Source organism: Streptomyces sp. NPDC057616 (assembly GCF_042800575.1).
GTDB lineage: Bacteria > Actinomycetota > Actinomycetes > Streptomycetales > Streptomycetaceae > Streptomyces.
Window position 1 is genome coordinate 125,783 of record NZ_JBHVGU010000019.1, and the last position, 22,417, is coordinate 148,199.

Genomic DNA, 22,417 nt, shown 5'->3' on the forward strand with positions numbered 1-22,417 from the left:
TGCGTCACCAGGCCGCCGTAAGGGGGTGCGAGTGGGTAACTCGCTCGTCTGAGCTTAACCGGCGGGTAACGAGCGCGCCAGCCCCCGGCTTTGTGATGTACGTCCCGGGAGATCGGCACCCCCTCTAGTCTCGGTGCCATGGACGAAGAGTTGCGATCACTCACGGAGCGCTTACGGACGGAGTCGGGAGGCTCCCTCGCGTACGACCGCCTCCTGGCGACCGACGACCTCGACGAGCTGGCGCGGGTGCTCACCGCGAGCGGACAGCCGCTGTGGGCCCGGGAGCTGGCCGCGTTCCGGCTGGGGCTCGCGGGTGACCGGCGGGCCTTCGAATCCCTCGTCCTGTTCCTCAACCACCGCGATCCGCAGCGCTGCGCCTCCGCCGCCCACGCCCTCGCCCGCCTCGACGACCCCCGCACCGCACGCGCCGCCGCCGCCCTCGCCACCAACGAACTCCGCGTCGCCTACGCCCTGTACCCGGTCCGGCTGCTGATCCGCCTGCACGCCCCGGAGTCCGTCCCCGCCCTGATCACCACCCTGGAGCGCAGGCTGCGCCCGCACGATCCCTACCGGCGCGTGGCGCTGGCGTGCGTGGAGGGTCTCGGCACGCTGGAAGATCCCCGGGCCCGTCCCGTGCTCAGCGAGGCCCTGGCCCACCCGGTGCTGGCGGAGGCGGCCGTACGGGCGCTGGCGCGGATCCCGAAGCAGCGCTGACCCGGCCCCGCCGGGGTCCGCACCGGCCCCCGGGGTCTACACGACGGCGAACGCCTCGATCTCCACCAGGAACTCGGGCCGGATCAGCGCGGCCACCTGGACCGCGGAGGCCGCCGGGAGGCGGTCGTCCGGTATGTGGGCGGCGCGGGCCTCGCGGATGGCGGGCATGTGGGCCATGTCCGTGACGAAGTAGGTGAGTTTGACGACGTCGTCGAAGGTGGCGCCGGCGGCGGCGAGGCAGCGGCGGAGGTTCTCGAAGACCTGGCGGGCCTGGGCGCCCGCGTCGTGCTCGCCGACGAGCTTGCCGTCCTCGTCGAGGGCGAGCTGGCCGGCGATCGCGACGAAGCGGCCGGTGCCCATGACGACGTGGCTGTACTGGGCGGCGGGGAAGACCCCGTCGGGGGCGGAAATCCTGGTCGGCTCACTCATGCGTCCATGGTGGACCATGGGTCCGACAACGCCCCCGACGGGCCTTCGGGTACGGGCTGTTCAGCCGTGGAAGCCCACCATGCCGTGCAGCGCCGAGCCGCCGGCGGACGTGGTCGCCGCCTTCGCGCTCAGCGGGGTGGGATCGGGCAGCTTGGGGCAGACCGCGTCGATCTGGCCGCCGCTGCGCGGAACCTGGCCGCTCGCCAGGTAGTCGGCGAGGTACTTGTCCAGGCAGGCGTTGCCGCTCAGGGTGATGCCGTGGTTCCCGCCGCCCTGCTCGACCACGAAGCTCGACCGGGCCAGCAGGCGGTGGACCGTCGCGCCGCCCTCGTACGGGGTGGCCGCGTCGTTGGTCGCCTGGAAGAGCAGGACCGGCGGCAGCTTGTGGTTGGCGATGCTGACGGGGTGCTTGTAGTGCGTCGGCCAGAAGGCGCACGGCGCGTTGTACCAGGCGTTGTTCCAGGCCATGAACGGCGCCTTGTCGTAGACCGCCCAGTTGTCCTTGCGCCACTGGTTCCAGTCCCGCGGCCAGGCGGCGTCACGGCACTGCACCGAGGTGTAGATGCTGTAGCCGTTGTCGCCGGAGGCGTCGACGGCGGCGAAGTTGTCGTAGGCCTCGACCAGCGGGTCGGAGTTGTGGTCGTTCACGTACGCCGCGAACGCCTCGGCCAGATACGGCCAGTAGCCGTTGTAGTAGCCGCCGGGGATGAAGGTGTCCTCCAGTTCGGAGGCGCCCACCTTGCCGCCGGCCGGCTTCTTCGCGAGCGCCTTGCGCATCGCGTACCACTTGGCCTCGATCTTGGCCGGGTCGGTGCCCAGCTTGTACGTCGAGTCGTACTTGGCGATCCAGGCCATCAGCGCCTGGTGGCGGGCGTTGAAGGCGTAGTCCTGCGAGATGTTGTCGTCGTACCAGACCCCGGTGGGGTCGACGATCGAGTCGAGGACCAGGCGCTTGACGCGCTCAGGGAAGAGCTTGGCGTACACCGCGCCGAGGTACGTGCCGTAGGAGTACCCGAAGTAGCTGGTCTTCGGGGCGCCCGTGGCCGCGCGGATGGAGTCCATGTCCCGTACGGCCTGGATGGTGTTGATGTACGGCAGCAGGCCCGCGTACTTCTGGCCGCAGGCCGCGGCGAAGGACTTCGCGCGGGTGAGATTGGCCTGCTCGAGGGCCGGCGTGCTCGGCACCGAGTCGGGGCGCACGGGGTTGAAGTAGCCCGGCTTGCAGTCCAGGGCGGGCTTGCTCTGGCCGACGCCGCGCGGGTCGAAGCCGATGACGTCGTACTGCGACGCGACCGACTTGGGCAGCGAGGAGGCGACGAATCCGGCCAGCGAGAGACCGCTGCCGCCGGGACCGCCGGGGTTGACCAGCAGCGGGCCCTGGCTCTTCCGCGCGGTGTGCGGCACGCGCGAGAGGGCCAGCGTGATCTGCCGCCCGTGCGGGTTGTCGTGGTCCAGCGGCACCTTCAGCGACGCGCATTGCAGCGTCGGGTAGTCGGTGGTGCCGCAGCCCTTCCAGGTCAGTTTCGCGGCGGAAGCGGTGGGCGAGGTCTGCGCGGTGCTGGCGTCGGCCGGGAGCGCCGTGAAGGACCCGGCCACGACGACGACGGCACCACACAGCACGGCTGCGCGTTTTCTCATGGAGTCCTCCCAGGACGGAGGGTTGCGGACCGCGAGTCTCACGGTTCTCGCCGCATCGTCCCGGAAAGCGCCCCCGGAAGAACTCGTTCTGGCAAGACTTGACCCAATTGGGCCGCGGGATGCCCTCGAATGATCTCAAATCAGCGTTAGTTGGGTCGATTCGGTCACGGCCGGGGCTTCCGGCTCCGGTGGCCGGATCCGGCGGGGCATCCCCGCGTGCGCGGGCCCGATCCCGTATTCCTGCGCCAGCTCGTGGACCTGACGGGTGATCCGGCGCTGGTACCACTTCGGGGCGTAGGCGCCGTCCGCGTACAGGCGCTCGTAGCGGCGCACCAGGTGCGGGTGGTGATGGGCCAGCCAGGCCATGAACCACTCACGGGCGCCGGGGCGCAGGTGCAGTACCAGCGGTGTGACGGACGTGGCGCCGGAGGCGGCGATCGCCCGCACGGTGGCGCGCAGTTGGGCGGGCTGGTCGCTCAGGAACGGCAGCACCGGGGCCATCAGGACACCGCAGCCGAGGCCGTGGTCGGCGAGCGTGCGGACCACGTCCAGGCGGCGTTCCGGGGCCGGTGTGCCCGGCTCCACCGTGCGCCACAGCTCCGGGTCGGTGAAGCCGACCGAGACGGAGATGCCGACGTCCGTCACCTGTGCCGACTGCACCAGCAGGTCCAGGTCGCGCAGGATCAGCGTGCCCTTGGTCAGGATCGAGAAGGGGTTCGCGTGGTCGCGCAGGGCGGCCAGGATGCCCGGCATCAGGCGGTAGCGGCCCTCGGCGCGCTGGTAGCAGTCGACGTTCGTGCCCATCGCGATGTGCTCGCCGGGCCAGCGGCGCGAGCCGAGCTGGCGGCGCAGCAGGTCCGGGGCGTTCACCTTCACCACGATCTGCGAGTCGAAGTCGATCCCCGAGTCGAGGTCCAGGTAGGTGTGCGTCTTGCGGGCGAAGCAGTACACGCACGCGTGCGAGCAGCCGCGGTAGGGGTTCACCGTCCACTCGAAGGGCATGCGCGAGGCCCCGGGCACCCGGTTGATGATCGAGCGGGCCCGCACCTCGTGAAAGGTGATCCCGCGGAATTCGGGAGTGTCGAAGGTCCTGCTCACGACCGCGTCCGCGCCGAAAAGCGCGGCGTCGGCCGCGCGGCTGTGGCCGCCGGACTCCACTGTGAGGTTCTCCCAGCGCATGACGCCTCCTCGGTAGCGCTGCCACCCGAGTGAAACACGTGTTCGATTTTCTGTGCAAGGGTGTTCCCGATCGGTTCGGGACTGCCGGGAGGCACCCCGATTTGGGGCGCCGTGGGCGGGGGTGGTTGGCTTGCCCCAACCCCGAGAAGCAAGTCCTGGAGGAACCGATGGCGCAGGTCGAGGCCACTACCGAGCGGGTCGTCGCGGCAGACGCGGAGAAGGTGTTCGACGCCCTCGCCGACTACAGCGGCACGCGCGCGAAGCTGCTGCCCGAGCAGTTCAGCGAGTACGAGGTGCGCGAGGGCGGCGACGGCGAGGGCTCCCTCGTCCACTGGAAGCTGCAGGCCACCAGCAAGCGGGTCCGCGACTGCCTGCTGGAGGTCACCGAGCCCACCGACGGCGAGCTCGTCGAGAAGGACCGCAACTCCTCGATGGTCACCACCTGGCGGGTCACCCCGGCGGGCGAGGGCAGGTCCCGGGTCGTCGTGACCACCGTCTGGAACGGCGCCGGCGGCATCGGCGGCTTCTTCGAGAAGACGTTCGCCCCGAAGGGCCTCGGCCGGATCTACGACGCGGTGCTCGCCAGGCTCGCCACCGAGGTCGAGAAGTAGTTCCCCGCGCTGTGAGAAGCAAGTCCCCGGTGTTCAGGGGCTGTTGAGCCCCTCACCGGATCGGGTGGATCTGCATGGACCGCTCCGGTCTGCCGTAACTCGTCGTGCTTGCTCGTAGTTGTCGCCTTACGCGGGAATTGCGTGGCAGTGCGACGAGGGGAGCGGTACGTGGGCGGGACGACTCTGGTGCACCGGGAAGCGGCACCGGCACCTCCGCAGACCCCCGCCGCCGCACCGGTCGTGACGGCCGAACTCGGCCCGCGGCGGGTGCGGTTGGTCTTCCTCGGGCTGATGCTGGCGCTGCTCCTCGCCGCCCTGGAGCAGATGATCGTCGCCACCGCGCTGCCGAAGATCGTCGGCGAGCTGCACGGCCTGGACCGGATGTCCTGGGCGATCACCGCCTATCTGCTGACCGCCACCGTCGGGCTCCCGATCTACGGCAAGCTCGGCGACCTGCTGGGCCGCAAGGGCGTCTTCCAGTTCGCCATCGTGGTCTTCGTGATCGGCGCCGCGCTCGCCGGCCGGGCGCAGTCCATGGACCAGCTGATCGCCTTCCGCGCGGTCCAGGGCGTCGGCGCGGGCGGCCTCATGATCGGCGTGCAGGCGATCATCGCCGACATCGTGCCGCCCCGGCGGCGCGGCCGCTTCATGGGCCTGATCGGCGCCGCGTTCGGCCTCGCGTCGGTCGCCGGACCGCTGCTGGGCGGCTACTTCACCGACCACCTCTCCTGGCGCTGGTGCTTCTACTTCAACGTCCCCTTCGGCCTGGTCACCCTGGCCGTCGTCACCGTCGTGCTGAAGCTGCCGAGGCCCAGGACCAGGCCGCGGCTCGACGTCCTCGGCGCGCTGCTGCTCGCCGCGGCCTCCACCTGCCTTGTGCTGCTGACCAGTTGGGGCGGCACCGAGTACGCGTGGGGCTCGCGGCAGATCATCAGCCTGGGCGCGGGCGCGGCCGCAGCCACCGTGCTCTTCCTCGTCGCCGAGCGCTTCGCTGCCGAACCCCTCATCCCGCTCAGGCTGTTCAGGGACTCGGTCTTCAACGTCACGAGCCTGGTGGGCCTGGTGATCGGTGTCGCGCTGTTCGGCGCCGCCAGCTATCTGCCGACCTTCCTGCAGATGGTCGACGGGGCCTCCGCCACCGAGTCCGGCCTGCTGATGCTGCCCATGATGGGCGGGATCGTCGTCGCCTCCATCGTCTCCGGGCAGCTCATCAGCCACACCGGCCGCTACAAGCTCTACCCGGTACTCGGCAGCGCGGTGTCCGTGCTCGGCATGTGGCTGCTGTCCCGCCTGGAGGTCGACACGCCCCGGCTCCAGTACAGCGTGTGGATGGCGGTCCTCGGCGCCGGCATCGGCATGGTGATGCCGGTCCTGGTCCTCGCCGTGCAGAACTCGGTGCCCCCGGCCGACCTCGGCACCGCCACCAGCGCCAACAACTACTTCCGGCAGATCGGCGGCAGCGTCGGTGCCGCCGTCTTCGGCACCCTCTTCTCCCGGCGGCTCGCCGACGCCCTCGCGGAACGGCTGCCCGCACGCGAGGGCGCCCGCCTGCCCGACCCCGAGTCGATCACCCCGCAGCTCGTCCGCGCGCTGCCCGTACCGCTGCGGGACGACTACGTCCGGGCCTACGCCGACGCCATGCCCCGGATCTTCCTCTACCTGGTGCCGGTGCTCGCCCTCGGCCTCGTCATCGCCTTCTTCCTCAAGGAGATCCCCCTCTTGAACAGCGCAGCGGCCCACCACGCGGCCGAACCGGACTCCGTGAACGCCTCGGTCCCGCAGGCCTTCCCCCGGCCTTCGGCCGGGGGGACCCCCGTCTCGCTGCGCTCGCCCTTCCCCGCGGGCATCCCCGTCTGCGGCACGGTGCAGCACCCGGACGGAACCGCCGTCCCGCGCGCCGCGCTCACGCTCATCGACGTGGCGGGGCAGCAGATCGGGCGGGGCGCGAGCGGCGAGGACGGGCGGTACGCGCTGTCCACGCCGGACTCCGGGCCGTACGTGCTCATCGCCGCCGCGAGCGGCCACCAGCCGCAGGCCGTGTCCGTGACCGTCGGTGAGCGCCCGGTCGAGCTGGACGTGGTCCTCGGCGGCGCCGGACGGCTCGCGGGCAGCGTGCTGACCGCCGACGGCGCCCCCGTGCGGGACGCCGCCGTCACGCTCACCAACGTGCACGGCGAGGTCGTGGCCACCACCCGCAGCGGACGCGAGGGCGGCTACGTCATCACCGAACTGGTCGCGGGCGAGTACACCCTCGCCGCCGGGGCGCCCGCGTTCCGCCCGGCCGCGCTCCCGGTCACCGTCCAGGCCGCCCGGGAGACCCGCCAGGACGTCGAGCTCGCGGGCGGCGCCGTGCTGCGCGGCACCGTGCGGGCGGGCGGCGGGCGGCCCGTCGAGGACGCGCGCGTGACGCTGCTCGACGCCGCGGGCAACGTCGTCGACACGCTCACCACCGGACCTGACGGAACGTTCCGGTTCGTCGACCTGTCGTCCGGCGAGTACACCGTGATCGCCGCGGGCTACCCGCCGGTCGCCACCGTCCTCCAGGTCGCCGGGGGCGGACGGACCGAGCGGGACCTGCAGTTGGGGCACGAGGACTGACGGCTGCGCGCCCGCCCGGCGCCTCCGGATCACGGGCTCCGGCACGGCCTGACGCAGCGTCACAGGGGCCCGCGCGCCCAGGGCGCACGCCCCCGCGCGCGGGTGACCGTCCCGGTGCACCAATTCCCGTATTGCCGCACATCACCACCGGCCCGAGCCTTACGGTGGGGTAGGCGGCACAGATCTTGCGGAGCCGTGGGGAGAGAGGGCCTGGGCCATGGAAAATGGCACCGACCGTGGCACCGAGAGGGACACACCTCCCAGCCGCGGGGACGGCGAGGCGGCGGAGCCTGCCGCGGTCGGCCGTATCCCGCTGGCCGTGGTGGTCGTGGACCGCGACGGCCTCGTGTCCCACTGGAGCCGGGGTGCGGGCAGGCTGTTCGGTGTCCCCAAGGAGGAGGCGCTCGGGCACTCCGCGGTCGACCTGCTGCCGGTCTCCGGCGCGCTGCCCGATGACGACGATGTCGCCCCCTACGGTGCCTTCGCCCCCTACGACGAACTCGGCCCCGACCTCGAATCCTCCCTGGACGGGCGGCTCTCCTACCCGGCCGCGGGCCGGGCCCGGCTGACCGTTCCGCCGCCCGACCCGGCCCTTTTGGCCCCGCAGGGCCACCACACGCGCGCGGACGTACTGTGGTGGGCGTACCCCCTGGTGGGCCCCGGTCACGAGCGGCTGCTCGTGCTCGCGGCCGACGCGGGCGGGCTCCGCCAGGACGAACACGGCGACGAGGCCACGGACATGGCGTTCGAGCGGATCGCGCCCGGCTTCGCCCTGCACACCGACTTCCCCGGGGCCGAGCAGCTCGCGAGCCGGCTGCCCGAGATCCTGCCCAGCATGAGCGTCGACGAGAGCGCCCGCATCGTCGCGCAGGTCCTCGAACTGGGCTATCCGGTCCTGGAGTTCAGCCAGAACGACCGGGTGCCGGTCACCCCCGACTGGGGCGTGCCGCGGCGCGCCGAGCGCAGGGCCCGCCGCGAGCGCGCCGCCCGCGCGAAGGCCGAGGGGCTGCCGGTGCCGCAGGACCTCGCCGACGAGGCCGAGGACCTGGAGTACGCGGCCGTGCGGGAGCACCTGGAGTTCCTCAAGGAGGTCAGCGGGCACATCGGCACCTCCCTCGACCTCTCGCGCACCATCGTCGAGGTCAGCAAGGCCGTCGTCCCGCGGTTCACGGACGTCGCCGGCACCTATCTGCGCGAACAGGTCGTCGCCGGCGAGGGATTCCCCGACGGCGTGCCCGACACGACCACGATGTGGCACCGGGTCGCGCTGGAGCACACGGACGAACCCGGGCGCTGGGACGACGTCGTGCCGGTCGGCGAGGCCATGCCCTTCCCCGCGCACACGCCGTTCTTCCAGTGCATGACCAGCGGCGAGCCCGTCCTGGTGCCACGCATCACGGAGGAGATGGGCCACGCGATCGCCGCGCAGTTCGAGAAGCGTGACATCCGGCCGCTGATCACCCACCGCTCCATGCTGGTCGTGCCGCTCAAGGCGCGGAACGTCGTGCTCGGCTTCATGATCCTGCTGCGCCATCCGGAGCGGCCCGTCTTCAGCGACATGGACCGCGACACCGGCGCCGAACTCGCCGCCCGCGCGGGCCTCGTGCTCGACAACGCGCGCATGTACACCTACCAGGAGAGCGTCGCCGAGACCCTTCAGGACAGCATGCTGCCGCACATCCCGCCGCGCATGGCGGGCTGCGACATCGCCACCCGCTATCTGCCGGGCACGCTGCTCGGCCGGGTCGGCGGCGACTGGTTCGACTCGGTGAAGCTGCCCGGCGCCCGTACCGCCCTAGTCGTCGGCGACGTCATGGGCCACGGCCTCAACTCCGCCGCGATGATGGGCCAGTTGCGGACGGCCGTGCAGACCATGGCGGCCCTCGACCTGCCGCCCGCCCAGCTGCTGCGCAACCTCGACGACCTCGCGCAGCGCCTCGGCGACACCTACCTCGCGACGTGCCTGTACGCTGTGTACGACCCGATCGCGGGCGAGCTGGACATCGCCAACGCCGGGCACATCCCGCCCGTCCTGGTGCGCGCCCGGGACGGCCGCAGCGAGCTGCTCGACCTGCCGACCGGCGCGCCGATCGGTGTCGGGGGAGTGCCGTTCGAGGCGGTACGCGTGCGCGTGGAGCCCGGCGACCGGCTCGTGATGTGCACCGACGGTCTCGTCGAGGTGCGCGGCGAGGACATCGAGCTGGGGCTGGCGACGCTGTGCGAGTCCGCGGCGCACCCGGCCGCCTCCATGGACGACGCCTGCGACATGATCATCCGCGCCCTCAACACCCGCGGCGGCCGCAAGGACGACGTGGCCCTGCTGATGGCGCGGCTCAATGGCGTGGAGCCGGACGACGTGGCCGAATGGCGCCTGGCCCTCGACCCGATCGAGGTCGGCCGTGCGCGTGCCGTCGTCCGCGAACAGCTGTACGACTGGGGGCTGGACAGGCTCGTCCAGCCCGCCGAGCTGATGGTCAGCGAACTGGTCACCAATGCCGTACGGCACTCCCACAGCCGCTCGGTCGACCTGCGGCTGATCCGGGGCGACACCCTGCTGTGCGAGGTGGACGACGACGACCACGACCTGCCGACGCTGCGCAGCGCCGGTCCGTCCGACGAGTTCGGACGCGGGCTGCGGGTGGTCAGCACCCTGGCCCGCGAGTGGGGCACCAGCCGTACGAAGGCGGGCAAGACCGTCTGGTTCGAACTGACGCTGCCGCGACGCTGAGCGCGCACCTCTCGAATGCGGAGTGAAGGAATGCGCCACGCGCTTGTCGCCATGACCGGGCCGCGATAGACCGTACTCGCCCGTCACTTGGGCCGGGCGCCGTCGCACCCTGGGGAGTCGGTCATGAGCGTGACGAGTCGGTACCGGGAGGCCTGGGAGGGCTTCTGGCGTGAGGCCCCCGAGGAACAGGGAGCCGTCTTCTGGGACGCGGAACCGGCGCTGACCGCCGGCGTCCACCTCGCGCTGTTCGAGCCGTATCTCACCGACCCCGGCCTGGCGATGGTGGACCTGGGCTGCGGCAACGGCACCCAGACGCGCTTCCTCGCCGAGCGCTTCGGGCACGTCGTCGGCGCCGACCTGTCGGACGCCGCCGTGGGCCGCGCCCGGCACGCCGATCCGGCCGGGCAGGCGACGTACAGAGTGCTGGACGCCGTCGAGAAGGGCGAGACGCAGACGCTGCACGCCGAACTCGGCGACGCCAACGTCTACATGCGCGGTGTCCTCCACCAGGCCGAACAGGACGACCGGCAGCCGATGGTGGACGGGATCGCCGCGCTCGTCGGCGAGCGGGGCCGCGTCTTCCTCGTCGAGCTCTCCGAGGCGGCCAAGCCCGTCCTGCTGGGCCTGGCGGGCAGCCCCTCGGGACCGCCGCCGAAGCTCGCCCCGATCTTCCGGCACGGCATCGCACCCGGCGAGGTGGCCGACGACGCCGTGCCCGAGTACGTCCGCGCGGCCGGGCTCACCGTCCTGGCGAGCGGCGAACTGCCCCTGACCACCACGGAGTCGGCCCCCGACGGCAGCCGGATCGAACTCCCGTCGAAGTGGCTGGTGGCGGGGCGCACCCACTGAGATCCGGCCCTTTGCGGTGAAGGGACGAGGTCAGTAGCGGGCGCCGGCCGGGGCGGGCATGGCGTCGAGCTCGGCGAGGTCCGCGGCGGACAGCCGCACGTCCGCGGCGCCCGCGTTGTCGGCGAGGTACTTCGGTGTCTTGGTTCCGGGATGGGGACGACGTACGGGCCCTGGGCGTGGAGCCAGGCGAGGGCGACCTGCGCGAGGGTGGCACCGATCCGGTCGGCGACCGCACGGACCTTGGCGGCGATGTCGAGGTTGGCCCGCAGGTTGTCCTGCCGGAACCGCGGCAGGCGCCGCCGCTGGTCGTTCTGCGGGAGTTCGTCGAAGGAGGAGAAGCGCCCGGCGAGAAAGCCACGGCCCAGGGGCGAGTACGGCAGGAGGCCGATGCCGTGCTCGGTGCAGTACGGCAGTACCTCGTCCCGTACGTCACGGGTCCACAGCGAGAACTCGGCCTGCACGGCGGTGACCGGGTGCACGGCCTGGGCACGCCGGATCTGCTCGACGGTGACGGTGACCTCGGACAGGCCCAGCCGGCGGGCCTTCCCGGCGGTGACGGCATCGGCCATGGCGCCCCACGTCTCCTCGAGCGGGACCTCGGGGTTCACGCGATGGAGCTGGTAGAGGTCGATGTGGTCGGTGTTCAGGCGGCGCAGGCTCGCGTCGATGGCGGCACGGACGTGCTCGGGCCGCCCGCTGGGCCTGACCACCGGCGATCCGCCCGGGCCGCCGGTGGGGTCGACGGCCTCCAGGCCGACCTTGGTGGCGATCACCGCCCGTTCGCGCCGCCCGGCCAGTCCCCGGCCGACGAGTTCCTCGTTGGTGAAGGGGCCGTAGACGTCGGCGGTGTCGATCAGGTTCATGCCCCGCTCGAGCGCCTGGTGGATGACGGAGACGGACGTCGCGTCGTCGCGCGGGGTGGCCATGTCGTAGGCGAAGCTCATCCCCATCGCGCCGAGGCCGACGACGCCGACCTCCGGACCGTGGGTGCCGAGGGTGGTGGTGCGCATGGTGCCTGCTCCGTCTTCTGCGGATGGTCGGGAGAGTGGGACGGCCGGAGCTAACCGACCGGTCGACTAAGGACGACGTGAGCGGCGGGGGCGGGGCGGTCAAAGGCCGGCGGGGTGCCGGCCAGGACCGGCTTCCTCGCAGGTGGGAGGCCCCGACTTCCAGTGCGGATCGGTGGCGGGGCGGGTGATCCCGGTCCCGGGCCCGGCCGGCGTGTGCAGCGAGAAGCGGAGGGTGTTCCTGGCCCGTCCGGCCCGCGGCGCGTAACGTGACGCAGCATGAAGATCCTGATCAGCGCCGACATGGAGGGTGCCACGGGAGTGACCTGGCCGGCCGACGTGCTGCCGGGTACTCCGCAGTGGGAGCGGTGCCGTTCGATGTTCACCTCGGACGTGAACGCCGCCGTGCTGGGATTCTTCGACGGCGGGGCGGACGAGGTCGTCGTCAACGAGGCCCACTGGAGCATGCGGAACCTGCTCCTGGAGCAGTTGGACGAGCGCACCGAGATGCTCACCGGGCGGCACAAGTCCCTGTCCATGGTGGAGGGTGTGCAGCACGGGGACGTCGACGGGATCGCCTTCGTCGGGTACCACGCCGGGGCCGGGATGGAGGGGGTCCTCGCGCACACCTATCTCGCCAACTCCCTCACCGGCGTGTGGCTCAACGGCGTACGGGCCAGCGAGGGGCTGCTCAACGCGCACGTCGTGGCCGAGTTCGGGGTGCCCGTCGTCCTCGTCACGGGTGACGACGTGGCCTGCGAGGACGCGCTCGGGTACGCGCCCGAGGCACTGAAGGTCGCCGTCAAGGACCATGTCTCGCGGTACGCCGCCGTGTGCCGTACGCCGTCGCGCACCGCCTCCGACATCCGGGCCGCGGCCAAGGACGCCGCGCGCCTGGCGGTCCGTCACCGGCCGGTGCAGGAAGGGCCGTTCACCATGGCCCTGGAGTTCGACGCCGAGCACCTCGCGATGTCCGCCACCGTCGTGCCGGGAGTGGACCGGACCGGTGAGCGGAAGGTGGCGTACACCAGCGTCACCATGTACGAGTGCATCCGTACCTTCAAGGCGGTCACGACGATCGTCTCGGCCGCGGTGGAGGAGCAGTATGGCTGACGGGCAGGCGCTGGACGAGGTCGTCCGGTTCACCTCCGAACTCATCCGCATCGACACGACCAACCGGGGCGGCGGGGACTGCCGCGAGCGGCCCGCCGCCGAGTACGCGGCCGAGCGACTGGCCGGTGCGGGACTCGAACCCACGCTCCTGGAACGCACCGAGGGGCGCACCAACGTCGTCGCCCGGATCGAGGGGACCGACCCGTCCGCGGACGCCCTGCTCGTCCACGGTCACCTGGACGTCGTCCCGGCGCAGGCCGGCGACTGGAGCGTGCCCCCCTTCTCCGGTGAGGTCCGTGACGGCGTCGTGTGGGGGCGCGGCGCGGTCGACATGAAGAACATGGACGCGATGATCCTCGCGATCGTGCGGTCCTGGGCGCGCGAGGGCGTCCGGCCCCGGCGTGACATCGTCGTCGCGTTCACCGCCGACGAGGAGGACAGCGCCCGGGACGGCTCCGGCTTCCTCGCCGACGAGCACGCGGAACTCTTCGAGGGCTGCACCGAAGGCGTCAGCGAGTCGGGCGCGTTCACCTTCCACGACGGCAGCGGCCGGCAGATCTACCCGGTCGCGGCCGGCGAGCGCGGCACGGGCTGGCTGAGGCTGACCGCGCGCGGGCGGGCCGGGCACGGCTCCAAGGTGAACAAGGAGAACGCCGTCACCCGGCTCTCGGCCGCCATCACCCGCATCGGCGAGTACGAGTGGCCGCTGCGGCCGACCCCGACCGTGCGGGCCGCGCTGACCGCACTCGCCGGGCTCTACCGCCTGGAGGCAGACCTGGACGACGTCGACGGGCTGCTGAAGAAGCTCGGCCCGGCCGCCAAGCTGGTCGAGTCGACCGTTCGCAACAGCGCCAACCCGACCATGCTGGAAGCCGGTTACAAGGTCAACGTGATCCCGGGAGAGGCCGTGGCGTACGTCGACGGCCGCTATCTGCCGGACGGCGAGGACGAGTTCCGCGCGACCCTGGACCGGCTCACCGGACCCGACGTGGACTGGGAGTTCCACCACCGCGAGGTGGCCCTCCAGGCGCCCCTGGACTCCCCGACGTACGCGCGGATGTGCGCGGCGCTGCGGGAGTTCGCGCCCGAGGGGCACATCGTGCCGTACTGCATGTCCGGCGGGACGGACGCCAAGCAGTTCTCGCGGCTCGGCATCACCGGATACGGCTTCACTCCGCTGAGGCTGCCGGAGGGCTACGACTATCAGGCCATGTTCCACGGGGTCGACGAGCGGGTCCCGGTCGAGGCACTGCACTTCGGTGTGCGGGTACTCGACCGGTTCCTCAGGACGGCCTGACCGAGGTGGGGGAGAACGTGCAGACGCTGGCATACGGATCCTGGCCCTCGCCCATCCAGGCGGCGCTGGCCGCCGCGCACGACGGGCGTCCCGAGTTCGCCGGCTTCGTCGGCGACGAGGCGTGGTGGACCGAGCCGCGGCCCGTCGAGGGCGGCAGACGCACCCTGGTGCGCCGGCGCCCCGACGGGCGCGAGGAGGCGGTGCTGCCCGCCCCGTGGAACGTGCGCAGCCGCGTCATCGAGTACGGCGGGCAGCCCTGGACCGGCACCGTGGTGGACGGCCGTCCGCTCGTGGTGTTCGTGAACTTCGCCGACCAGCGGCTCTACCGCCACGAGCCCGGCGGCGAACCGCGCCCGCTGACCCCGGTGTCCCCGGTGGGCGGCGGACTGCGCTGGGCGGAGCCGCAGTTGCTCACCGACCGCGGTGAAGTGTGGGGCGTGCTGGAGGAGTTCACCGGCGACGGGCCCACCGACGTGCGCCGCGTCCTGGCCGCGGTGCCGCTGGACGGCTCGGCCGCCGAGGACCGGGACGCCGTCCGCGAACTGACCGACGGCCGCCACCGGTTCGTCACCGGGCCCCGCCTCTCGCCCGACGGGCGGCGCGCGGCCTGGCTGGCCTGGGACCACCCCCGTATGCCGTGGGACGGCACGGAGCTGATCGTCGCCGCGATCGACGACGCCGGAACCTTTCGGCAGGCGCGTACGGTCGCCGGGGGAGCGGACGAGTCGATCGCCCAGGTGGAGTGGGCCGCCGACGGCGCGCTGCTGTACGCGAGCGACCGCACGGGCTGGTGGAACCTCTACCGCGACGGCGTCGCCCTGTGCCCGCGCGAGGAGGAGTTCGGCGGACCGCTGTGGAAGCTCGGCCAGCGCTGGTTCGCCCCGCTGCCCGGCGGCACGATCGCCGTCGTGCACGGCCGCGGCGCCACCGCGCTCGGGATACTGGACCCCGAGACGGGCGAGGTCGTCGACGCGGCCGGCCCCTGGACCGAGTTCGCCTCCACGCTCGCGGTGCACGGCGAGCGGGTCGTCACCGTCGGCGCCAGCCCGCGCAGCGCCTACGAGGTCGTGGAGCTGGACACGCGGACCGGCCGGGCCCGGGTGATCGGCGCCGAGCACGACGACGCCGTCGACCCCTCCTACTACCCCGAGCCGCAGATCCGCACCTTCACCGGACCCGCCGGACGCGACATCCACGCGCACATCTACCCGCCGCACAACCCCCGTTGCGTCGCCCCCGGCGACGAGCTGCCGCCCTACGTCGTCTGGGTGCACGGCGGCCCCACCAGCCGGGCACCCCTCGTGCTCGACCTGGAGATCGCCTACTTCACCTCCCGCGGCATCGGCGTCGCCGAGGTCAACTACGGCGGTTCGACCGGGCACGGGCGCGAATACCGGGAGCGGCTGCGCGAGCAGTGGGGCGTGGTCGACGTCGAGGACTGCGCGGCGGTCGCGCTGGCGCTCGCCGAGGAGGGCACCGCCGACCGCGCGCGGCTGGCGATCCGCGGCGGCAGCGCGGGCGGCTGGACCTCGGCCGCCTCGCTCACCGCCACCGACGTCTACGCCTGCGGCACGATCCTCTACCCCATCCTCGACCTCGCCGGCTGGGGCGCGGGGGAGACCCACGACTTCGAGTCGCAGTACCTGGAGACGCTGGTCGGGCCGCTCGCCGAGGTGCCCGGCCGGTACGCGGAGCGCTCGCCCGCCGAGCACGCCGACCGCATCACCGCGCCCTTCCTGCTGCTCCAGGGCCTGGACGACGTGATCTGCCCGCCCGCGCAGTGCGAAAGGTTCCTGGAGCGGATGGAGGGACGGCGCGTGCCGCACGCGTACATCGCCTTCGAGGGGGAGGGGCACGGGTTCCGCCGCGCGGACACCATGATCCGCGTCCTGGAGTCCGAACTCTCCCTGTACGCCCAGGTGTTCGGCCTCAACCCGCCCGGCATTCCGACCCTGGAGCTGTCCAAGTGAGCGAGCACGTCCGAGAACTGCGGCGGCCACGCCGCCTCGCGCCCGGCGCGCGGGTGGCCGTCGTCGCCCCGAGCGGGCCCGTGCCCGAGGAGCGGGTGCAGGCGGGGCTGGACGTGCTGCGCGGCTGGGACCTCGACCCCGTGGTGGCACCCCATGTGCTGGACCGGCACCCCGAACTGGGCTATCTGGCGGGCACGGACGCGGACCGCGCCGCCGATCTGCAGCGCGCCTGGTGCGACCCGTCGGTGGACGCGGTGCTGTGCGCGCGGGGCGGATACGGGGCGCAGCGGATGGTCGACCTGCTCGACTGGGAGGCGATGCGGGCCGCCGGGCCCAAGGTGCTGGTCGGCTTCAGCGACGTCACCACGCTGCACCAGGCGTTCGCCACCCGGCTGGGCCTGGTCACCCTGTACGGCCCGGCGGCCGCCGGCGTCGACTTCATCAAGAACGCGCGGGCGCAGGAGCACCTGCGCACCACGCTGTTCGCGCCGGAGGAGGCCCGCACCATCGCCTCCGCCGGCGCCACCCTGGTGCCCGGGCGCGCCCGGGGCGTCACCCTGGGCGGCTGCCTGGCCCTGCTCGCCACCGACCTCGGCACACCGCACGCGTACCGCGGCGCCCGGGGCGGGCTGCTGCTGATCGAGGACGTCGGCGAACGGCCGTACCGCATCGACCGGACGCTGACCCAGCTGCTGCGCAGCGGATGGCTGGACGGGGTCACCGGGATCGCGCTCGGGTCGTGGGAGGAGTGCGGTCCCTACGGCGACGTGCGCACGGTGCTCGCCGACCGGCTCGCCGGCCTCGGTGTGCCCGTCGTCGAGGAGTCCGGATTCGGGCACTGCGCGGGGGCGTTGACCGTGCCCCTCGGTGTGGCGGCCGAACTGGACGCCGACGCACGGACCTTGACGCTCACTCAGCCCGCCCTGGTGTGACCGACCTTCACCGAATGTCCGTCAACAACACTCGACTGGGCGATTGACCTGGAATGACACGTGTCACACCATGACAACCGGCCGGTACTTACTGGTCGGTAAGCAGGGCTGTCCCGAGTGTGGAGGTCTCAGTGTCCCGACGCGTGCCCAGATCCCGAGCCGCTCTCGCCCTCGCCCTGGGCGCGGCGCTCACCGCACCCCTGGCACTCACCGCCCCAGCGGCCTCGACCGGCCAATACACCGTCTCCGCACTGAAGTTCACCGTCCAGGTGGGCGGCCGCAGCTGCACGGTCGACGCCGACCTGTACCGCCCCGCGGGCGTCGACCGCGCCCACCCCGCCCCGGCCGTGCTCGCCACGAACGGCTTCGGCGGCAGCAAGTCCGACGGCTCGACCGACGCCATCGGCAAGGCCTTCGCCGAGCGCGGCTACGTGTCCCTGATCTACTCGGGCCTCGGCTTCGGCAGGTCCGGCTGCCTGATCTCGCTCGACGACCCCGGTGTCGACGGCACGGCCGCCTCGCGGCTCGTCGACTTCCTCGGCGGCAAGCGGGCCGCCGACGACGGCACCCGGGCCGACTACGTCACGCTCGACCGCGCGGGCGACCCCCGGGTCGGCATGATCGGCGGTTCGTACGGCGGTGCCATCCAGCTGGCGACGGCCGCGGTCGACCACCGCGTCGACGCGCTCGTCCCCCTGATCACCTGGCACGACCTCGCCTACTCGCTCGACCCGAACAACGCCTCCACCACCGTGCCCGGCGCCTTCAAGTGGCAGTGGACCAACGGCTTCTACCTCATCGGCGAGGGCCAGCCGCTGACCCGGCCGAACCTCGACCCCTCCCGCTTCAACTCGCTCACCTGCCTGCACTTCGTCACCAGGGCCTGCGACACCATCCGCACGCTGAACTCCGGGAGTTACCGCTCCGGCCCGACCGCCGCGATGCTCGCCTACGCCCGCAGCGTCTCCCCGGTGTCGTACCTGAACCGGGTCAAGGCGCCCACCCTGCTGATCCAGGGGCAGGCCGACAGCCTGTTCAACCTCAACGAGGCGGCCGCGACGTACCGGACCCTCACCGCCCAGGGCACCACCGCCAAGATGATCTGGCAGTCCTGGGGGCACAGCGGCGGCATCACCGACCCGGCGAGCGGTGAACTCGACCTGAGCAAGGGCAACCTGGAGACCTCCTACGTCGGCCGGCGGATCCTGGCCTGGTTCGACCGCTACCTGCACGGGCGGACCACCACCGACACCGGCCCGGCCTTCGCCTACTACCGCGACTGGATCACCGACCCGAACCACACCTACGCCACGGCAGGCCGGCTGCCCGCGCTCAGCCGGACCTACTACCTCTCCGGCGACGGCAAGCTCGTCGACAACCGCCGCAAGGTCGCCCGCGGCAGCCGTACCTACGCCAACCTGCTCACGCCCAGCAGCCATTCGGAGAGCTCGCTGGCCGGGACCGTGGGCCTTCCGGACCCGGGGCCGTACGACACCGCGGGCACCTACCTCGGCTGGACCGGCGCACCGCTCGCCCGGGCCACGGACGTCGTGGGCGCGCCCCGGGCCACGCTCAAGGTCCTCTCCCCGACGGCCGCGCGGGCGCAGAACTCCGGCAACGCCGCCGACCGGCTCGTCCTGTTCGCCAAGCTCTACGACATCGCGCCCGACGGCGGCAGGACGCTGGTGCACCGGCTGGTCGCGCCGGTCCGGGTGCCGGACGTGGGCAAGAGCTTCACCGTGACACTGCCGGGCATCGTGCACCGCTTCGAGAAGGGGCACCGGCTGCGGTTCGTGATCGCGGCGAGCGACGACGCGTACTTCGGCAACCGCGGGATCAAGCCGGTGACCGTGGTCAGCTCGCCCGGGAGAGCCGGGTCGCTGGAATTGCCCGTGCTGGGCGGATGACCCCGCCGTAGGGTGGCGGGATGCCGCACACCGCATCCCGCTATCTCGCCGAAGGCCCCCGCGTGGGCATACGCCACTTCAGCTACGAGGACGGCGCCGAGTTCACCGCCCGCGCCCGCGAGAGCAAGGGGCTGCACCAGCCCTGGCTGTTCCCGCCGGACTCCCCGAGCGCCTACACCGCCTACGCGAGCCGGCTGATCGAGGACCCGGCCAAGGCCGGGTTCCTGGTCTGCGAGAAGGGCGGGGAGCCGGGCGACGGGGCGATCGCCGGCTTCATCAACATCAACAACATCGTCGAGGGCGGCTTCCAGTGCGGCGCGCTCGGCTACGGCGTCTTCGCGCACGCGGCCGGGCGCGGTCTGATGCGCGAGGGCCTGGGCCTCGTCCTGGACCACGCCTTCGGGCCGATGCGGCTGCACCGGCTGGAGATCAACGTGCAGCCGCAGAACACCGCGTCCATCGCCCTGGCCCGCTCCTGCGGCTTCCGCCTGGAGGGCTTCTCACCGAAGATGATCTACATCGACGGCGACTGGCGGGACCACGAGCGGTGGGCGATCACCGCCGAGATGCGGGCTTCCGGTTGATCTTCATGGTGTCGAGGTCGGTCACGGTCGACCGCAGGTCGCCGAAGCCGTAGCCGAGGCCTTTGAGCGTGGCCTCGGCACGGTCCTCGGCGATCGCGCCCGCCATCTCCTCGCCGTCCGCCGCGTCGGACACCACCACGTAGCGCATCGAGAAGTGCTTCAGCGGCGCCGGCTCGTACGACAGCGAGCCCTCCTCGGTGAACCGCATGCTGGTCATGCCGTGCTCGCCGGCCTCGGCGAGCAGCCGCCGCCGGGCCTCCTCGGTCAGCCCGTCCCAGGTACCCCGGACGATCACCCGGTACGTGTGCTGCTCGCTCATCCCCGCTCCCGTGCTCCAGTGCGTCGAAGGCCCGACTGTACGTCGGCGGGCACGGACCGCACGCGGAATTTCGGCGCCGGCGCCTTTGCGCAATCCTGACCGATACGTCCCCTGGCCAGCCCACCGGCGAGCGGCTTCCATGGTGATCGTGACGACGATCCGACGTGAGGTACTGACGCTGCCCGCGGCGCAGTTGGGTCCCGACAACCCCCTGCCCCCGCTGCGGCTGCTCCACGAGGTGCACCGCATCGAGGACCGCGACCTGGAGGAGCTGCCGCGCGACATGGCGCGCCAGGCGCGCTACGAGCCCCTGCGCAGCCTGCTCCCGGTACGCGTACGGGACGGCTACGGCAGAGCGCGCGAGCCCCGGGACATCGACGCCCTCGTCCTCGAGAACGACCGGCTGCGCGCCACCGTCCTGCCCGGCCTCGGCGGCCGGGTCGCCTCCCTCCTGCACAAGCCGACCGGGCGCGAACTCCTCTACCGCAACCCCGTGTTCCAGCCCGCCAACTTCGCGCTCAACGGCGCCTGGTTCTCCGGCGGCATCGAGTGGAACATCGGCGCCACCGGCCACACCACGCTCTCCTGCGCCCCGCTGCACGCCGCCCGCGTGCCCGCCCCCGACGGCGGCGAGATGCTGCGGCTGTGGGAGTGGGAGCGGCTGCGCGACCTGCCCTTCCAGGTCGACCTCTGGCTGCCGCGGCACTCCGACTTCCTGCACGTCGGCGTCCGCGTCCGCAACCCGCACGAGCGGCCCGTGCCGGTCTACTGGTGGTCCAACATCGCCGTGCCGGAGGAGCGCCGGGTCCTGGCACCCGCCGAGGAGGCCTGGTACTTCGGCTACGAGCAGCGGCTGCGCCGCGTGCCCGTGCCCTCGTACGAGGGCATCGACCGCACGTATCCGCTCAACTGCCCCTACGCGGCGGACTACTTCTACGAGCTGCCCGAGGACCGGCGCCGATGGATCGCCGCCCTCGACGACGGCGGGCACGGCCTGGTGCAGACGTCCACCGATGTCCTGCGCGGCCGCAAGCTGTTCATGTGGGGCACCGGCGGCGGGGGACGGCGCTGGCAGGACTGGCTCACCGAGCCCGGCACCGGCGGCTACTGCGAGATCCAGGCCGGGCTCGCCCGCACCCAGCTGGAGCACGTGCGGCTGGAGCCGGAGAGCGAGCTGAGCTGGCTGGAGGCGTACGGGCCGCTGGAGGCGGAGCCCGAGGGGCCCTCCTGGGCACACGTCGTGGACGGCGCCGAGGCCCGGCTGGAGGCCGCGCTGCCGCGCGCGGACCTCGACGCCGCCCACGCCGCCTGGGCGCCGCACGCCGACACCGAACCCGGCGAGATCCTCGCCACCGGCTCCGGCTGGGGAGCGCTCGAAGTGCTGCGCGCGGACCTCAAGTTGCCCGGTACGCCCTTCGACGCGAGCACGCTCGGCGAGGCCCAGGAGCCCTGGCTGCACCTGCTGCGGGCCGGCGCCCTGCCCGAGCCGCGCCGGGTGCGGCCGCCCGGCGAGACGCTGGTCGCCCCGCACTGGCGGGACATGCTGGAGACCGCGCCCGCGACCCCGCTGACCGAGTACCACCTGGGCGTGGCCCAGTGGCACGCCGGCGACCTGGCGCAGGCGGTGCGCAGCTGGGAGCGGGCCCTCGAACTCGCCCCGTCCCTGTGGCCGTTGCTGCGCTGCCTGGCCGTCGCGGACCGGGAGGCCGGCAACCAGGAACGGGCCGCGGACCGCTACGCCGACGCCTTCGACGACCTGTGCCAGGAGCGGCGCGACAACGGGGACCGGTGGACGGCGGCCACCGCCGCCCTCGGCCGCGAGGCGATCGAGACGCTGCTCGCCGTGCGCCGCACGGAACAGGCACGCGCCGTCTGGGAGCGGCTGCACCCGGCCACCCGGGAACGTGGCCGGTTCCGGCTGCTGGAGGCCCAGTTGCTGCTCGCGGAGGGGCGGCGGGAGGACGCGCGGGACGTCTTCCGGGCCGGCTTCGAGGTGGCCGACCTGCGCGAGGGAGCGGAGGTCATCGGCCGGATGTGGGCACGCCTGGCCGACGAACCGCTCCCCGCGCACTACGACTTCAGGATGCGGCCCCCCGAGTCCTGAGGCCCGTGCGCCGCCTACGAGTTGCGGTCGACGTACTCGTAGATCGCGCCGTCCGGGTGCATGGCGATCAGGTTGCGGCCCACCGGTGTCGCCACCGGGCCGGCGACGATGTGCGCGCCGAGTTCGGTGAGCACCCGGTGGGCCTCCTCGACGTCCTTGACGGCGATGGTCGCGGCGACCTTGCGCAGCACCTCGATCTCGGCCTCGGGCCCGCTCATCAGCAGGAAGCAGCCGATCGCGGCCACCTGGACGCCGCCGCGTTCGAAGCGGAGCGCCCGCCCGCCCGCGAGCCGTTCGTAGAAGGGGACCGCGGTCTCCAGGTCGTCGACGCAGACGCGCAGCGTGGCTCCCAGAATGTCCATGCGACGAGCCTAGTTGGGACGGCCGGGGAAGGTGATCGTTTCCCGCGATCGCCCCCGCCCGGCCGCCCCGGTGTAC

Annotated in this window: 17 protein-coding genes and 1 pseudogene; 12 read left to right on the top strand and 6 right to left on the bottom strand. The window is 72.5% G+C overall.

The window, feature by feature from the left end; genetic code table 11:
* Positions 1 to 138 precede the first annotated feature (138 nt).
* Positions 139 to 714: an adenylosuccinate lyase gene (locus ACFU97_RS24375; protein WP_384260068.1), complete on the top strand. Its 576-nt coding sequence runs from the start codon at positions 139 to 141 to the stop codon at positions 712 to 714.
* Between the two features lie 36 nt (positions 715 to 750).
* On the opposite strand, the gene ACFU97_RS24380 is transcribed toward ACFU97_RS24375, so the two are convergent.
* The 3 genes from ACFU97_RS24380 to ACFU97_RS24390 form a co-directional block, all read right to left on the bottom strand.
* Positions 751 to 1,143 carry a RidA family protein gene (locus tag ACFU97_RS24380; protein WP_384260070.1) on the bottom strand — a complete coding sequence of 131 codons (393 nt, stop codon included), beginning with the start codon at positions 1,141 to 1,143 and terminating at the stop codon, positions 751 to 753.
* 60 nt (positions 1,144 to 1,203) lie between these two features.
* A complete protein-coding gene (locus tag ACFU97_RS24385; RefSeq protein WP_384260072.1) occupies positions 1,204 to 2,781 on the bottom strand; it encodes an alpha/beta hydrolase in 1,578 nt (525 codons plus the stop codon).
* Positions 2,782 to 2,916: 135 nt separating this feature from the next.
* On the bottom strand, positions 2,917 to 3,960 hold the full coding sequence (locus tag ACFU97_RS24390) for an Rv2578c family radical SAM protein (protein WP_384260075.1): 1,044 nt from the start codon (positions 3,958 to 3,960) through the stop codon (positions 2,917 to 2,919).
* 167 nt (positions 3,961 to 4,127) lie between these two features.
* On the opposite strand from ACFU97_RS24390, the gene ACFU97_RS24395 reads away from it, so the two are divergent.
* The 4 genes from ACFU97_RS24395 (at position 4,128) to ACFU97_RS24410 (ending at position 10,746) form a co-directional block, all read left to right on the top strand.
* Entirely contained in the window at positions 4,128 to 4,571 is a 444-nt protein-coding gene (locus ACFU97_RS24395) for an SRPBCC family protein (RefSeq protein ID WP_384260077.1), read from the top strand.
* A gap of 168 nt (positions 4,572 to 4,739) precedes the next feature.
* On the top strand, positions 4,740 to 7,169 hold the full coding sequence (locus ACFU97_RS24400) for an MFS transporter (RefSeq protein WP_384260080.1): 2,430 nt from the start codon (positions 4,740 to 4,742) through the stop codon (positions 7,167 to 7,169).
* 217 nt (positions 7,170 to 7,386) lie between these two features.
* Positions 7,387 to 9,897 (top strand): SpoIIE family protein phosphatase, encoded by a 2,511-nt coding sequence (locus ACFU97_RS24405; protein ID WP_384260082.1) that lies wholly within the window; start codon positions 7,387 to 7,389, stop codon positions 9,895 to 9,897.
* 123 nt (positions 9,898 to 10,020) lie between these two features.
* Positions 10,021 to 10,746, top strand: coding sequence for a class I SAM-dependent methyltransferase (locus ACFU97_RS24410; protein ID WP_384260084.1), 726 nt, complete (start codon positions 10,021 to 10,023; stop codon positions 10,744 to 10,746).
* A 30-nt stretch (positions 10,747 to 10,776) separates the two neighbouring features.
* Here ACFU97_RS24410 and ACFU97_RS24415 read toward each other — a convergent pair.
* Positions 10,777 to 11,756, bottom strand: a pseudogene (locus tag ACFU97_RS24415) (aldo/keto reductase).
* Between the two features lie 276 nt (positions 11,757 to 12,032).
* On the opposite strand from ACFU97_RS24415, the gene ACFU97_RS24420 reads away from it, so the two are divergent.
* The 6 genes from ACFU97_RS24420 to ACFU97_RS24445 all read left to right on the top strand — a co-directional run bounded on the left by ACFU97_RS24420 (position 12,033) and on the right by ACFU97_RS24445 (position 19,556).
* The gene (locus ACFU97_RS24420; RefSeq protein ID WP_384260086.1) at positions 12,033 to 12,866 is read left to right on the top strand and encodes a M55 family metallopeptidase; all 834 of its coding nucleotides are present in this window, start codon (positions 12,033 to 12,035) and stop codon (positions 12,864 to 12,866) included.
* Positions 12,859 to 14,163, top strand: a complete 1,305-nt coding sequence (locus ACFU97_RS24425) for a M20/M25/M40 family metallo-hydrolase (protein ID WP_384260088.1) — start codon at positions 12,859 to 12,861, stop codon at positions 14,161 to 14,163. The genes ACFU97_RS24420 and ACFU97_RS24425 overlap by 8 nt, the downstream gene beginning before the upstream one ends.
* Positions 14,164 to 14,180: 17 nt before the next feature.
* The gene (locus ACFU97_RS24430; RefSeq protein WP_384260091.1) at positions 14,181 to 16,133 is read left to right on the top strand and encodes a prolyl oligopeptidase family serine peptidase; all 1,953 of its coding nucleotides are present in this window, start codon (positions 14,181 to 14,183) and stop codon (positions 16,131 to 16,133) included.
* Entirely contained in the window at positions 16,130 to 17,065 is a 936-nt protein-coding gene (locus ACFU97_RS24435) for an LD-carboxypeptidase (RefSeq protein ID WP_384260093.1), read from the top strand. The genes ACFU97_RS24430 and ACFU97_RS24435 overlap by 4 nt, the downstream gene beginning before the upstream one ends.
* A 131-nt stretch (positions 17,066 to 17,196) precedes the next feature.
* Positions 17,197 to 18,972 (top strand): CocE/NonD family hydrolase, encoded by a 1,776-nt coding sequence (locus tag ACFU97_RS24440; protein ID WP_384260096.1) that lies wholly within the window; start codon positions 17,197 to 17,199, stop codon positions 18,970 to 18,972.
* A 20-nt stretch (positions 18,973 to 18,992) separates the two neighbouring features.
* Positions 18,993 to 19,556, top strand: a complete 564-nt coding sequence (locus ACFU97_RS24445) for a GNAT family N-acetyltransferase (RefSeq protein ID WP_384260098.1) — start codon at positions 18,993 to 18,995, stop codon at positions 19,554 to 19,556.
* Here the strand turns inward: ACFU97_RS24445 and ACFU97_RS24450 are convergent.
* Positions 19,528 to 19,875 carry a DUF6204 family protein gene (locus ACFU97_RS24450; protein ID WP_384260100.1) on the bottom strand — a complete coding sequence of 116 codons (348 nt, stop codon included), beginning with the start codon at positions 19,873 to 19,875 and terminating at the stop codon, positions 19,528 to 19,530. The two genes, ACFU97_RS24445 and ACFU97_RS24450, sit on opposite strands and share 29 nt — an antisense overlap.
* A 139-nt stretch (positions 19,876 to 20,014) precedes the next feature.
* Between ACFU97_RS24450 and ACFU97_RS24455 the strand changes: the two genes are divergently transcribed.
* Entirely contained in the window at positions 20,015 to 21,979 is a 1,965-nt protein-coding gene (locus ACFU97_RS24455) for a DUF5107 domain-containing protein (protein ID WP_384260103.1), read from the top strand.
* Between the two features lie 14 nt (positions 21,980 to 21,993).
* On the opposite strand, the gene ACFU97_RS24460 is transcribed toward ACFU97_RS24455, so the two are convergent.
* A complete protein-coding gene (locus ACFU97_RS24460) occupies positions 21,994 to 22,341 on the bottom strand; it encodes a VOC family protein (RefSeq protein WP_384260105.1) in 348 nt (115 codons plus the stop codon).
* Positions 22,342 to 22,417 lie beyond the last annotated feature (76 nt).